We start from the raw sequence: 14272 nt of genomic DNA on the forward strand, positions 1-14272 counted from the left end.
CGGAGAACCGACGGCCCCGCGGACGCGGGGTCCACACCCGCCCGCGCACAGCTTCGTCGTATATGACACATCCACACACTGAGAGGGGGAGGCAGCCGCAGTGACCAATATCCCCGAGACCGGACGGACCCCGAGGGTCCAGATCCGGCTCGTCGTGATCCAGATCCTCGTCCTCTCCCTGCTCGGCACCCTCGGCGGCCGTCTGTGGTACCTGCAGATCCGGGAGGGCGCCGAGTACCAGAAGGAAGCATCCGGCAACCACGTCCAGCAGGTCGTCCAGCCCGCCGTACGCGGCTCGATCCTGGACGCGCGCGGTGTGCCGATCGCCGACAACGAGACCCGGCTGGTGGTCTCCGCCTCCCGCACCGACCTGCTGCAGCAGAAGGACGACGGCAAGGCGGTCCTCACCAAGCTGGCCGGGGTCCTCGGCATGGACCCCAAGGAGGTCATGCTGAAGGTGCGGCTGTGCGACGCCAAGACCCCGCAGCCGTGCTGGAACGGCTCCCCGTACCAGCCGATCCCGATCACCGACAAGGCCACCCCCAAGCAGGCCCTGCAGATCCGGGAGCGTGCCGAGGACTTCCCCGGCATCACCGCCGAACCCGAGGCCGTGCGCCGCTACCCGGCCCCCGGCAAGGCCAACACCGCGCAGGTGCTCGGCTACCTCTCGCCGGTCACCGACGACGAGATCCAGAAGGCCAAGAACACCGACTCGCCCTACCTGCGTTCCGACATGGTCGGCCGCAGCGGCCTCGAGCGCCAGTACGACAAGGCGCTGCGCGGCAAGGCCGGCGTCACCCGCTACGAGGTCGACAACCTCGGCCGGGTCATCGGCAAGGCCCAGGCGGACGCCGCCCAGCCCGGCGCCAACCTCGTCACCAGCATCGACTCCCGGGTCCAGCGGGTCGCCGAGTACGAGCTGGACCACGCCATGAAGGTCGCCCGCCAGCAGTACGACAAGATCACCGGCAGGAACTACAAGGCCGACTCCGGCGCCGTCGTCGTGATGGAGGCCAAGACCGGCCGGATCGTCGCCATGGCATCCGCCCCGACCTACGACCCCAACGTCTGGGTCGGCGGCATCTCCGGCAAGAACTACAAGGCCCTGACCGGCAAGAACTCCGACTACCCGCTGCTCAACAGGGCCATACAGGGTCAGGCCGCGCCCGGCTCGACCTTCAAGGTGGTCTCCACGGCCGCCGCGGTCCAGGCCGGCTACCCCTGGGACGGCGGCTACCCGTGCACCAGCTCGTACTCGGTGGGCGGCCAGGTCTTCAAGAACTTCGAGGGCGAGAACTTCGGCGACATCTCGCTCGGCCGCGCCCTCGAGGTCTCCTGCGACACCGTCTTCTACGGCCTCGCCGACCGGGAATGGAAGAAGGACGGCGGCATCAACCCGAAGAAGGGCGAGCCCAAGGACTACTTCTTCAAGACCGCCCACCAGTTCGGCCTCGGCAAGGAGACCGGCGTCGATCTGCCCAACGAGGTCACCGGCCGCGTCCCCGACCGCCAGTGGAAGCAGAACTACTGGAAGGCCAACAAGGACGCCTGGTGCAAGAGCGGCAAGAAGAACGGCTCGTACGTGGAGCGGATCGCGTACGAGAACTGCCTCGAGGGCAACAAGATGCGCGAGGGTGACGAGATCAACTACTCCATCGGCCAGGGCGACACCCTCGTCACCCCGATCCAGGAGGCCGCGATCTACGGCGCCGTCGCCAACGGCGGCACCATGTACCAGCCGACCATCGGCAAGGCGGTCATCAGCGCCGACGGCAAGCGCGTCGAGGAGATCAAGCCGAAGAGGACCGGGAAGCTGCCGGTCAGCCAGGCCACCCTCAAGGGCATGAACGAGGCCTTCGCGGGCGTCATCACCCGAGGTACCGCCGCCTGGAAGTTCGGCGGCTGGCCGCAGGACAAGATCGCCCTGCACGCCAAGACCGGTACCGCGGAGGTCTACGGCAAGCAGACCACGTCCTGGCTGGCCACCTACTCCAAGGACTACACGGTCATCATGACCATCGCCCAGGCCGGTACGGGTTCCGGCGCCTCCGGTGAGGCCGTGCGCAACATCTACAGCGCGCTCTACGGCGTCCAGTCGGACGGCTCGATCGACAAGAAGAAGGCGCTGCTGCCCGAGCCCCAGAAGGGCCTGCCGAAGGTCCGCACCGACGGCACCATCGCCACCCCCAAGGTCTCCGGCGACCCCGCCAAGGACATCCAGGCCACCCCGTCCGGCTCCCCGTCCCCGGGCGACTCGCAGCCCGCCGCGACCACGGCCTCACCCGGGAGCCGCAACCGCAACACCCGCAGAAGGCCTCGGAAGAGGGGAAGCCGGAGGATGCCCGCATGACCGGCGCCAACACCTTCTCCGTCTCCGGCTACGGCCCCGAGCGGGCCGGCTGGACCCGCGTCTTCGCCCGCGACTCCATCACCCGCCGACTGGACTGGCCGATGCTGTTCGCGGCCCTCGCCCTGTCGATGCTCGGCTCCCTGCTGGTCTACTCCGCGACCCGCAACCGCACCGAGATCAACCAGGGCGACCCGTACTACTTCCTGATCCGGCACCTCATGAACACCGGCATCGGGCTCGCCCTGATGATCGGCACCATCTGGCTCGGCCACCGCGCCCTGCGCAACTTCGTGCCGATCCTCTACGGGCTGTCGGTCTTCGGCATCCTGCTCGTGCTCACCCCGCTCGGCTCCACCGTCAACGGCGCGCACTCCTGGATCGTGCTCGGCGGCGGCTTCTCGCTCCAGCCCTCGGAGTTCGTGAAGATCACGATCATCCTCGGCATGGCGATGCTGCTCGCGGCCCGGGTCGACGCGGGCGACAAGAAGTACCCCGACCACCGCACGGTCCTGCAGGCCCTGGGCCTGGCCGCCGTACCCATCATGATCGTGCTGCTCATGCCCGACCTCGGGTCGGTGATGGTCATGGTGATCATCATCCTGGGCGTGCTGCTCGCCTCCGGCGCCTCCAACCGCTGGGTGTTCGGCCTCATCGGCGCGGGCGCGCTCGGCGCGATCGCGGTCTGGCAACTGCACATCCTGGACGAGTACCAGATCAACCGCTTCGCGGCCTTCGCCAACCCCGACCTCGACCCCGCGGGCGTCGGCTACAACACCAACCAGGCCCGCATCGCGATCGGCTCCGGCGGACTGACCGGCGCCGGCCTGTTCCACGGCTCGCAGACCACCGGCCAGTTCGTGCCCGAGCAGCAGACCGACTTCGTCTTCACCGTCGCCGGGGAGGAACTGGGCTTCGTCGGGGCGGGACTGATAATCCTCCTGCTGGGTGTGGTCCTCTGGCGGGCCTGCCGCATCGCCCGCGAGACGACCGAGCTGTACGGCACGATCGTGGCCGCCGGGATCGTGGCCTGGTTCGCCTTCCAGGCCTTCGAGAACATCGGCATGACCCTCGGCATCATGCCGGTCACCGGTCTGCCGCTGCCGTTCGTGTCGTACGGCGGCTCGTCGATGTTCGCGGTGTGGGTGGCGGTGGGACTCCTGCAGTCGATCAGGGTGCAGCGACCGATGTCCGCATAGGGAGTCCATCGGGGTGAATCGCGACTAGATTCGGTTCATGGCGGATGTGAAGCGGGAGACAGAGCGCAAGTACGAGTCCCACCAGAGCGGCCTGCCCGACCTGACCGGCGTCGGCGGGGTGACGGCCGTCCTGGACAAGGGCGTGGTCGAGCTGGACGCCACCTACTACGACACGCCCGACGAGCGCCTGGCCGCCGGCGGTGTCACCCTGCGCCGCCGCACCGGCGGCTCCGACGCCGGCTGGCACCTCAAACTCCCGGTCGCTCCCGGAGTACGCGACGAGATCCGGGCGCCCCTGTCCGACACCGTCCCGGACGACCTCACCGCCCTGGCCCGCTCCCGGGTCCGCGACGCCGAACTGGTCCCCGTCGTCCGGCTCCGCTCCGTCCGCGACGTACGCCACCTCGTCGACACCGACGGCCGACTGCTCGCCGAGGCCAGCGTGGACGCCGTGACGGCGGAGCGGCTCACCGGCGCGGGCGGCCTCGCCCAGTGGACCGAGATCGAGGTCGAACTCGCCGACGGCGCGGACCCGGCCTTCCTCGACCTGGTCGACAAGCGGCTGCGCAAGGCCGACGTACGCCCCTCCGAGTCACCGTCGAAACTGGCCCGGGCGCTCGCCGAGACCGCGCCGAAGAGCAAGAAGGGGAAGGCGGGGAAGAAGGGACGGGGCCGGCGGCAGGCCGCCCCGCCCGTCACCGCCGGCGACCACGTCCTCGCCTACCTCCGCGCCCAGCGGGAGGCGATCGTCGCGCTCGACCCGGCCGTACGCAGGGACGTCGAGGACTCCGTCCACCAGATGCGGGTCGCCACCCGCCGCGCCCGCAGCGCGCTGCGCGCCTACCGGACGCTGTTCGACCGGGCCGTCACCGAGCCGATCGGCGCGGAGCTGAAGTGGCTGGCGGGCGAACTGGGCGTGGACCGCGACCGCGAGGTGCTGGCCGAGCGTCTGACCGCCGATCTCGCCGGACTGCCGGACACCCTGGTCTCCGGCCCGGTCGGCGACCGGCTGCACGCCTGGGCCGAGGGCCGGCGCGGCGGATCGCGGCCCCACCTCGTCGGCGTCCTCGACTCCGGCCGTTACATGGCGCTGCTCGACGCCCTGGACGCCCTGCTCGCCGACCCCCCGCTGCGGAAGGCGGCCGGGAAGCAGCCGTCCAAGGCGATCGCGAAGGCCGTACGCGACGAGTTCCGCCGGGTCTCCGGGCTCGTCGAGCTCGCGATCGACACACCCCCCGGCCAGGACCGCGACGTCGCCGTGCACGAGGCCCGCAAGAAGGCCAAGCGCACCCGCTACGCCGCCGAGGCGGCCACCCCGGCCCTGGGCGACCCGGCCGCCGCCCTGGCCAGGTCGATGAAGTCCCTGACCCAGCTCCTCGGCGACCACCAGGACAGCGTCATGGCCCGCCGGACCCTGCGCGAACTGTCCGCCGTGGCACACGCGGCGGGGGAGTCCGCCTTCACCTACGGGCTGCTGTACGGGCGGGAGGAGCAGCGGGCGGCGGCGGTGGAGGCCGAGCTGCCGGGTGCCTGGAAGAGGGCGAGGTCCCGGGTGTCCGGCTGAGCGTACGGGGGAGGGCTCCGACCGGGTTACGCTAGACAATCACTCTCCCCCAGCCTCCGGCCGGGGGTGCCCCCGGTCAGCTCACGAAGGTAACCCCCGCGATGTCTGTCGAGTCGGTCTTCCCACAGCTCGAGGCTCTGCTCCCGCATGTGCAGAAGCCGATCCAGTACGTCGGCGGAGAGCTCAACTCCACCGTCAAGAACTGGGACGAGTGCGACGTCCGCTGGGCGCTCATGTACCCGGACGCGTACGAGGTCGGCCTGCCCAACCAGGGCGTCATGATCCTCTACGAGGTCCTCAACGAGCAGCAGGGCGTCCTCGCCGAGCGCACCTACAGCGTGTGGCCGGACCTGGAGGCGCTGATGCGGGAGCACGGCGTCCCGCAGTTCACGGTGGACAGCCACCGCCCGGTGAAGGCCTTCGACGTGTTCGGCCTGTCCTTCTCCACGGAGCTGGGCTACACGAACATGCTGACGGCGCTCGACCTGGCCGGCATCCCGCTGGAGTCCAAGGACCGCACCGTCGACGACCCGATCGTGCTGGCCGGCGGCCACGCGGCGTTCAACCCCGAGCCGATCGCCGACTTCATCGACGCCGCGGTCATCGGCGACGGCGAACAGGCCGTGCTCGACATGACGCGGATCATCAAGGAGTGGAAGGCGGAGGGCCGTCCCGGCGGCCGCGACGAGGTCCTCCTCCGCCTGGCGAAGACCGGCGGGGTCTACATCCCGGCCTTCTACGACGTCGAGTACCTCGCCGACGGCCGTATCGCCCGCGTCGTCCCCAACAGGTCCGGCGTACCGTGGCGCGTCTCCAAGCACACGGTGATGGACCTGGACGAGTGGCCTTACCCCAAGCAGCCCCTGGTCCCCCTCGCGGAGACCGTCCACGAGCGCATGTCGGTGGAGATCTTCCGCGGCTGCACCCGCGGCTGCCGCTTCTGCCAGGCGGGCATGATCACCCGCCCGGTGCGCGAGCGCTCCATCACGGGCATCGGCGAGATGGTGGAGAAGGGCCTGAAGGCGACCGGCTTCGAGGAGGTCGGCCTCCTCTCCCTCTCCTCCGCGGACCACTCGGAGATCGGTGACGTCGCCAAGGGCCTGGCGGACCGCTACGAGGACGACAAGATCGGCCTCTCGCTGCCCTCCACCCGCGTGGACGCCTTCAACATCGACCTGGCGAACGAACTGACCCGCAACGGCCGCCGCTCCGGCCTGACGTTCGCCCCCGAAGGCGGCTCGGAGCGCATCCGCAAGGTCATCAACAAGATGGTCTCGGAAGAGGACCTGATCAGGACCGTCGCCACCGCCTACGGCAACGGCTGGCGCCAGGTGAAGCTGTACTTCATGTGCGGCCTGCCCACCGAGACCGACGAGGACGTCCTGCAGATCGCCGACATGGCCACGCGCGTCATCCAGAAGGGCCGCGAGGTGTCGAGGTCCAACGACATCCGCTGCACGGTCTCCATCGGCGGCTTCGTCCCCAAACCCCACACCCCCTTCCAGTGGGCCCCGCAGCTCTCGGCGGAGGAGACGGACGCCCGCCTCGAGAAGCTCCGGGACAAGATCCGCGGCGACAAGAAGTACGGCCGCTCCATCGGCTTCCGCTACCACGACGGCAAGCCGGGCATCGTCGAGGGCCTGCTCTCCCGCGGTGACCGCCGCATCGGCGCCGTCATCCGCGCCGTGTACGACGACGGCGGCCGCTTCGACGGCTGGCGCGAGCACTTCAGTTACGACCGCTGGATGGCCTGCGCCGACAAGGCCCTCGCCCCCTTCGGCGTGGACGTCGACTGGTACACCACCCGCGAGCGCGGCTACGAGGAGGTGCTCCCCTGGGACCACCTCGACTCCGGTCTGGACAAGGACTGGCTCTGGGAGGACTGGCAGGACGCCCTCGACGAGACCGAGGTCGAGGACTGCCGCTGGACGCCGTGCTTCGACTGCGGGGTGTGCCCGGCCATGGACACCTCCATCCAGATCGGCCCGACCGGCAAGAAGCTGCTGCCGCTGACGGTGAAGAACGCGGCTGCCGCTCCGAGCGGGCACACGCACTGACGTGAGCGAGGCTGTGGTCGGGGCCTTGAGGCAGCCAACCGCAGCCACCGGGCCCCGTGCGCTGCCGCAGCGGGCGGCGGCGGTGGAGGGCGGCGGCCGCTCCGAGCGGGCTGCGGTACGGACTCACCCGCGCTTCTTCCCCACCGTGGAGGCCGCCGTCGCCGCCTACCGCCCGCGCACCGGCGCCGAGTGGGCGGGCGGGCCCGTTCAGTCCCGCTGACCGCCTCCCGTGCCCAGAGCGAGCCGCAGTACGCGCGGCCAGTCGGCGGGTGGTCTGTTCGCCGGGGTGCCGGGGCGGTGCCGGGGCACGCGGATCCGCAGGGCGCCGGGGGCGATGCGGCACAGCACCGGGGCCGTGAGCAGGACGTGTTCCCCGTCGATGCCCGCCGGGACGGTACGGCCGTCCGCCTGCACGACCACTTCCCGGGCGGTCAGCCGCCGCAGGTCCGGGGAGCGTGCGCCGCGTACCGTCCGCGCCGCCTGGGCGGCACTGTGGACACCGACGCACAGCACGCCGAGCCGTCCGGAGTCCAGCCGCTCCCGGCGCCCGGGGCGGGCCGTGTCGCCGGCACGCCGGTAGGGGTTGTTGCTGACCAGTACGGCCTGCAGTCCGCGCAGGCGGGTGTCACCGGCCCGCATCTCCAGACCGGGCGCTTCGTCGCCGCCCAGGAGTTCGGGCAGCGTCTGCAGGGCCGTGCGCAGTTTCCGGTTCCGGTAGGCGGGGTCGGCGACCACGGACGCGTAGGTGCCGAACGAGGCGTTGTTGACGAACACACGGCCGGCGGCGAACCCGAGGTCGACCCGGAGTTCCACGCCGTCGGTCAGGGCGTCCAGGGCCGCCGCCGGATCGTCGCGGTCCAGGCCGAGGTCCAGGGCGAAGTGGTTGCGGGTGCCGGCCGGGACCACCAGGAAAGGCATGTCGTGCGCGGCGGCCACCTCGGCCACGAGGGCCTGCGTGCCGTCCCCGCCGGCCGCACCCAGCAGATCGGCTCCGTCGTCCACCGCCCGCCTGGCCAGCTCCGCCACGTCCTGGCGTCGCGCCGGATCCAGCAGCACCACCTCCGCGCCCGCCGCCCGCGCCCTCTCCACCAGGTGGAAACGGGCCACCTTGCCGCCACCGGACAGCGGGTTCATCACGATCCAGGGACGGCGCGGCGCCTCGGTACGGTGCTCTCGGCCGGCCGGGGCGGCGGCACCCCCGGGCGTCACGGCGGTCCGTGCGGCCGCGACGGCCAGCGCCCACAGGCCGAGCGAGACGACGACGGCCCACAGCACCCCGTTCGCGGCGAACAGGGCGAGGACCGCGAGTGGCACGGCCACCGAGAGCAGGGTTCCCACCGCCCGGACGATCCCGGTGTGCGCGAGGGCCAGCCACAGCCCGGCAGCGGCAAGGGCCAGCCCCGCGACACCGATCAAGGGCCAGAGCAGGCTGGTCAGTCCGGCGGCGACCAGCGGTACGAGGACACTGCCCAGCAGGGCGAGCAGCGCCAGGCGGGCCCAGAGGGCGGGCGACCCGCGGGAAGCGGCGCTCACTGTTCCCGCGGCGTTCCCCCGTAGGTCCCGGAGGTTCCGGAGACCCCGGAGGAGTCCGCGGGGCGTGCCACGCACAGGCCCCAGATGACGAGCCCCGACAGCGCGATCATCAGCGTGGACCACACCGGGGAGTACGGCAGGGACAGGAAGTGGGCGATGATGATGAGTCCGGCGATGGCCACGCCGACGAAGCGCGCCCAGCGCGCCGACTGGAACAGCCCGAGGCTGACGATCACGGCGAGCGCTCCCAGGACGAGGTGGACCCAGCCCCAGCCGGTCAGGTCGAACCGGAAGACGTAGCCCTGGGTGACCAGGAACACCTGGTCCTGGGCGATCCCCATGATGCCGCGCAGGATGTCCAGCACTCCTGTGATCATCAGTATGACGGCGGCGAAGAGCATGAGGCCCTGGGCCCAGGGGCGCCTCGCCGCGTGTGCGGGGGCGGTCTGTGGAGCAGTCATGTCGACTCCCTTCCGAGTTCATCCTGTGCATGGCAGGGAGGGGACGGCCTCACCCGGCGCGGGTGAGGGACCGGGCGGCGCGGTGCCCGGCGTACTCGTTGCCCACGACGGCGCCGAGATGGATGACCACGCCCACCGCCACCAGCCACGACAGGATGACCATGACGACGCCCACGGGGCCGTACTTCTGGTCGTTGGCCACGATCGACGCGGAGAAGAAGCGGGCGGAGAACAGCCCGAGACCCGTCCAGCTGACACTGGTGGCGAGGGCGGCGGGCAGGAGGAAGCGCCAGGTGACCGCTCCGGTGAGCAGCAGTCGCATGGTCACCCACCAGAAGAGCAGCGCCAGGACGAAGCCGGACAGGCTCCTCAGGGTGAGCGAGGTGAGTGCCGCGCCGGTCCCGGCCTGTGCCGCGCCGTAGGCGACCAGCGTCGTGAGCCAGGCGAGCCGGGCCACGAGGTCGCGCCCCCACCGTGCGGGAACGTCGAAGAGGAACTGGTACCAGCCCTGGAGGGTGCCGGCTACGGCGACCGCCCCGGCGACCAGCAGGAGCGCGCTCACCAGGGTGAGGGTGACCGAGCCGGGACTGGGCTTGAAGAGGCCGGCGAGGGCCTGGGCCGCCTGCTGGTTCAGTCCGAGCCATCCCGCCATGATCTGCGCGGCGTCCTGGCCGACCGCGGTGGTGACGAGGATCAGGAACGGGAAGAAACAGAGGAAGGCGAGCGAGGCCAGCTGGAACGAGTGGCCGAAGAAGTCCGCCACGCTGAGACGCCCCCACAGCCGTCCCGCCGTGCTCGCCGCGAAGCGCCGGCCCGCCGCCTGCCACGCGTTCCCCGGCCCGGTCCCGCGCACGGCGTCGGAGCGGCCCCTGCCGGGTGGTGTCCCGCGCCTTCCCATACCTGGCAGTCAACCGCGCCGGGCATGCGGTGTCGCGTCGGTCCCAGGGGCGTCGTCCGGGCGCGGACGGGCCCGGCTCAGGCGGGTTCGGGTTGCGGTTCCGGTTGCAGTGCCGGTGCGGTTTTCGGGTCCCACAGTCTGGTGGTCCGTATGTAGCCCCCGATCACCGAGGCCATCGCCAGAATGAGAAGAGGGCCGAACGCCCATGGATGTTCGGCCATTTTCAGCGGCAGGTACCGGTAGGCCAGCAGGAGCGCGGCGAAGACCGCCGTACCGTGCGCGACCAGCTGAATTCCCGACCGGTTCCAGCCGTGGTCGAGTGAGCGCAGAGCAGCCTCGACCGTGAGCGCGAACACCACTCCGGCGACGAGATCCACGCCGTAGTGGTAGCCGAATCCCAGTGTCGCGCCGAGCGTGGCGACCAGCCAGAACGTGCCCGCGAAGCGCAGTGCGCGGGGGCCCTTCCGGGAATGGACGAATATCGCGGTGGCCCACGCCGTGTGCAGGCTGGGCATGCAGTTGCGCGGGGTGAGTTCGTCGAACGGCATCGGGTGCGGGGTGCTCACCGGCGGCGGCGTGTGCGGCCACAGGTCGGCCACCGCCCAGTGCGTGCCGCCGGTGCCGAAGGCGCCGGGTCCGTAGGCGAAGACCGGGCCGACCACCGGGAAGATCATGTAGATGGCCGGTCCGAGGAGGCCGATGGCCAGGAAGGTGCGCACCAGGTGGTGGCGCGGGAAGCGGCGCTCGGCCGCCACGTGGCGCAGCTGGTGGAGCGCGACGACGACCGCGGCCACCGCGAGCTGGATGTAGACGGCGTCGAGTACATGGGCGCCGATCGGGCCGCCGGCCCTGACGATCCGGCCTGCCAGCCACGACGGGTTGCCCAGCGCGTGATCGGCGGTCGCGAGGTACTGGTCGAGCACCATCGGGCGGGTCTTCGCCGTGACGAGCAGCCAGGTGTCACCGGTCTTGCGGCCGGCCACCAGCAGCAGGCCCAGCCCGACGCCCTTCAGCAGCAGGACACGTTCCCGGCCGGTGCGGCGCGTGACGGCGATGATCCCGCAGCCCAGCATCACCCACAGGGCGCCGTTGCCGAAGGGGTGGCCGTCGGTCACCTCGACGCCGAGCGCCCATCGGACCAGCGCGAAGGCGACGTCGATGCCGATCGCGGCGGCGACCGCGACGAACCGCTGCCGCCAGGTCAGTACCACCATCGTCAGCGCCAGGCCGGCGTACAGCAGGAATCCCGATTTCGGCGGGAATATCACCTCCTGCACCTGGTTGGTGAGCGGCCCCGGCAGGCCGTAGCGGCGCGCGGCGAATTCCAGCGCGATGAGGAATCCCAGGGTTGCCGCGCCCGCCGCAATTCTGCAGTTTCTTCGCGAAAACACCCGCGGCGCTATGGATATCAATTGTGTGTTGGTTTGTTGAGATGTGAGGACGGGTCAGGAAGACGTCCGTCATGAGCTCGATCATGTTAGCGGAGCGGCGCCGGCGGATTCGGCGAATCGGTGGCCGTGGCCGCGGCTCCCGCGCTGTTGCGGGGGGAGTTGCCCGGCGGTGCAATCAAGTGTGAGGCACTTCGGAGGCACCGGGCCCGCCGGCCGCCCCGCCCCCGGGACGGGGGTCGGCCGCAAAGGGCTCAAGAACGACGCCCTCGGCATGTTCTCCTCGGTGGTCATCGGGGTGGCGTCCACCGCCCCCGCCTACAGCCTCGCCGCGACGCTGGGGCTCATCGTGGCGGCGGTCGGCCTGCAGGCCCCGATCGTCACCATGCTGTCGTTCGTGCCGATGCTCCTGATCGCGTACGCCTTCCGGGAGCTCAACGCGAGCAACGCCGACTGCGGGACCACCTTCACCTGGGCGACCCGCGCCTTCGGCCCGCGCACCGGCTGGATGGGCGGCTGGGGCATCGTCGTCGCCAACGTCATCGTCATGGCGAGCCTCGCCGAGATCGCCGGCACCTACAGCTTCCGGCTGGTGGGCCTGGACGGACTGGCGGAGGACCGGCTGTGGACCACCGTGGCGGGCATCGTCTGGATCGCGGTGATGACCGCGGTCTGCTACGTCGGCATCGAGTTCTCGGCCGCAGTCCAGCGCTGGCTGCTGTGCCTGGAAGTGGCGATGCTCGCCCTGTTCGCCGTGGCCGCGCTGGTCAGGGTCTACACCGACCCGCCCCCGACGGCGATCCATGTCTCCGCCTCCTGGTTCAACCCCTTCGAGGTGTCCTCGGCGAAGGCCCTCACCTCGGGCCTGCTGGCGGGCGTCTTCATCTACTGGGGCTGGGACACCGCCGTCTCCATCAACGAGGAGACCGTCGACAGCACACGCATCCCGGGCCGTGCCGCCGTCCTGTCCACCGTGCTGCTCCTGGTCATGTACGCACTGGTGGCCACCTCGGCGCAGGCCTTCGCCGGCGCCGGCCGCTCGGGCATCGGCCTGGGCAACCCCAGCCACTCCGACGACGTGTTCTCCGGACTGGGCGACGCCGTCTTCGGCAGCCACGGCACGGGCTTCGTGCTGTCGAGCCTGCTGATCCTGATGGTGCTGACCTCGGCGCTGGCCTCCACCCAGACCACCATCCTGCCGCTGGCCAGGACCGTCTTCTCCATGGCGGTGCACAAGGCCGTGCCCGCCCGGTTCGCCCGGGTCCACCGCAGGTTCCTCACCCCGACCTGGTCGACCGTCGGCATGGGAGCGGTCTCCATCGCCTTCCTCGTCCTGCTGACCACCTTCAGCGGGAACGTGCTGGCCGACTCGATCGACTCCGTGGGCCTCGCGATCACCTTCCAGTACGGGCTGACCGGGTTCGCCTGCGTCCGGTACCACCGCAGGGTCCTCACCCGCAGCACCGAGGACCTCGTCTTCAAGGGTGTGCTGCCCGCGCTGGGCGGGCTGCTCATGCTGGGCCTGTTCGTGTACGCCGCCCTCGTCTACGCGGACCCCGGATACGGCGCGACCAGTGTCGACCTGCCGCTCGTCGGACCGACCGGCGGCGTCACCGTGGTGGGCCTGGGCGCCCTGCTGCTGGGCCTGCTGCTGATGCCGGTGGTCACCCGGGGCCACACCGTGGCGCTCAAGCTGCAGCGGAGCATGCTCCCGCGTGGTCTGCCGCCGCACACCGCCCTCGACTCGGCGAGCCGTTATCTGCCCGCCGACAGCGGGTCCGGGGTCGGCGGCGACTGGTACGACGTCATCCCGCTGTCGGGGACCAGGGTCGGTCTCGTCGTCGGGGACGTGCTCGGCCACGGCATGCGCGCGGCGGCCACCATGGGACGCCTGCGTACGGGCGTGCGCGTCCTCGCCCGGCTGGACCTGACCCCGGACGAGGTCCTGTCCCGACTGGACGACCTGTTCGAGCAGACCGCGCAGGAGCGCAGGGCCCGCCATGGCCCGGGCAACCGGAGGCCGGGGGCCGACCGGACCCTGGGCGTGGCCTGTCTGTACGCGGTGTACGACCCGGTCTCGGGGAGCTGCAGCCTGGCCCGGGCCGGGGAGCCGGCGCTGGCGGTCGTGGAACCGCACACGGGCGTCGTCGACTGTCCGCGGCTGCCGCCCGGGCCGCCGCTGGGAATCGGCGGCGTGCCCTACCAGAGCACGGAACTCCAGCTCCCGCCGGGCAGCCTGGTCGCCCTGTGCACGGACGGTCTCCTGCAGTCCGCGGACGGCCGCGACGCCGGACTCGCCAAGCTGTCCCAGGTCCTCGCCGACGACCGGAGGTCCCTGGAGGAGCTGTGCGACCGGGCGGTGGCCGCCCTGCTGCCCGGGCCGGTGGACGAGGACGCGACGCTGCTCGTGGCCCGCACCCGCCTGCTCGACCGCAACCAGTTCACCCAGTGGGAACTGCCCCCGGACCCGGCGGCGGTGGCCGGCATCCGCACCGCGGTCGGCAAGCAGCTCGGCGACTGGGGGCTGGACGACCTGGCGTTCACCAGCGAGCTCATCGTCAGTGAACTGGTCACCAACGCCATCCGCTACGTCGGCGGCCCGGTGCAGGTACGCCTCATCCGCGACCGGAACCTGATCTGCGAGGTCTCCGACACCGGCCACACCACGCCCAACCTGCGGCACGCCGCGAGTGACGACGAGGGAGGCCGGGGCCTGTTCATCATCGCCCAGATGACGCGCCACTGGGGCACGCGCTACACCGCCACCGGCAAGACGATCTGGACCGAGCAGGACCTCGCGCCGGCGGACGGCCAGGCCCCGTAGG

10 protein-coding genes are annotated in these 14272 nt (G+C 71.1%); 6 read left to right on the plus strand and 4 right to left on the minus strand.

Going from position 1 to position 14272, the window contains the following annotated elements; genetic code table 11:
• Window positions 1-100: 100 nt before the first annotated feature.
• The 5 genes from mrdA (at window position 101) to ACWC21_RS00830 (ending at window position 7387) form a co-directional block, all read left to right on the plus strand.
• Window positions 101-2350 (plus strand): penicillin-binding protein 2, encoded by a 2250-nt coding sequence (mrdA, locus tag ACWC21_RS00810; RefSeq protein ID WP_450876659.1) that lies wholly within the window; start codon window positions 101-103, stop codon window positions 2348-2350.
• The gene (gene rodA / locus ACWC21_RS00815; protein WP_450876661.1) at window positions 2347-3546 is read left to right on the plus strand and encodes a rod shape-determining protein RodA; all 1200 of its coding nucleotides are present in this window, start codon (window positions 2347-2349) and stop codon (window positions 3544-3546) included. Before mrdA ends, rodA begins: the two co-directional genes overlap by 4 nt.
• A gap of 37 nt (window positions 3547-3583) precedes the next feature.
• Window positions 3584-5110 (plus strand): CYTH and CHAD domain-containing protein, encoded by a 1527-nt coding sequence (locus ACWC21_RS00820; protein ID WP_450876663.1) that lies wholly within the window; start codon window positions 3584-3586, stop codon window positions 5108-5110.
• A gap of 101 nt (window positions 5111-5211) precedes the next feature.
• On the plus strand, window positions 5212-7167 hold the full coding sequence (locus tag ACWC21_RS00825; protein ID WP_450876665.1) for a TIGR03960 family B12-binding radical SAM protein: 1956 nt from the start codon (window positions 5212-5214) through the stop codon (window positions 7165-7167).
• Between the two features lie 25 nt (window positions 7168-7192).
• On the plus strand, window positions 7193-7387 hold the full coding sequence (locus ACWC21_RS00830) for a hypothetical protein (protein ID WP_450876667.1): 195 nt from the start codon (window positions 7193-7195) through the stop codon (window positions 7385-7387).
• Here ACWC21_RS00830 and ACWC21_RS00835 read toward each other — a convergent pair.
• From ACWC21_RS00835 to ACWC21_RS00850, 4 genes are all read right to left on the minus strand, one after another.
• Window positions 7375-8700 (minus strand): diacylglycerol/lipid kinase family protein, encoded by a 1326-nt coding sequence (locus tag ACWC21_RS00835; protein WP_450876669.1) that lies wholly within the window; start codon window positions 8698-8700, stop codon window positions 7375-7377. The genes ACWC21_RS00830 and ACWC21_RS00835 overlap by 13 nt on opposite strands.
• A complete protein-coding gene (locus ACWC21_RS00840) occupies window positions 8697-9161 on the minus strand; it encodes a DUF7144 family membrane protein (protein ID WP_450876671.1) in 465 nt (154 codons plus the stop codon). The genes ACWC21_RS00835 and ACWC21_RS00840 overlap by 4 nt, the downstream gene beginning before the upstream one ends.
• A 49-nt stretch (window positions 9162-9210) precedes the next feature.
• Complete coding sequence (locus ACWC21_RS00845; RefSeq protein ID WP_450876673.1) at window positions 9211-10059, minus strand: ribonuclease BN; 849 nt, start codon at window positions 10057-10059, stop codon at window positions 9211-9213.
• A 77-nt stretch (window positions 10060-10136) separates the two neighbouring features.
• Complete coding sequence (locus tag ACWC21_RS00850; RefSeq protein WP_450876675.1) at window positions 10137-11450, minus strand: phosphatase PAP2 family protein; 1314 nt, start codon at window positions 11448-11450, stop codon at window positions 10137-10139.
• 181 nt (window positions 11451-11631) lie between these two features.
• Here ACWC21_RS00850 and ACWC21_RS00855 point away from each other — a divergent pair, with 181 nt between their 5' ends.
• Entirely contained in the window at window positions 11632-14271 is a 2640-nt protein-coding gene (locus ACWC21_RS00855; RefSeq protein WP_450876677.1) for an amino acid permease, read from the plus strand.
• Window position 14272 lies beyond the last annotated feature (1 nt).

The sequence above is a fragment of the Streptomyces sp. NPDC001348 genome, assembly GCF_053597535.1.

Excerpts from the sequence above, each read along its gene's own strand:
- ACWC21_RS00825 (WP_450876665.1), top strand. The coding sequence starts at position 5,212 with ATGTCTGTCGAGTCGGTCTTCCCACAGCTCGAGGCTCTGCTCCCGCAT.
- rodA (WP_450876661.1), top strand. The coding sequence starts at position 2,347 with ATGACCGGCGCCAACACCTTCTCCGTCTCCGGCTACGGCCCCGAGCGG.
- ACWC21_RS00840 (WP_450876671.1), bottom strand. The coding sequence starts at position 9,161 with ATGACTGCTCCACAGACCGCCCCCGCACACGCGGCGAGGCGCCCCTGG.
- ACWC21_RS00820 (WP_450876663.1), top strand. The coding sequence starts at position 3,584 with ATGGCGGATGTGAAGCGGGAGACAGAGCGCAAGTACGAGTCCCACCAG.
- ACWC21_RS00845 (WP_450876673.1), bottom strand. The coding sequence starts at position 10,059 with ATGGGAAGGCGCGGGACACCACCCGGCAGGGGCCGCTCCGACGCCGTG.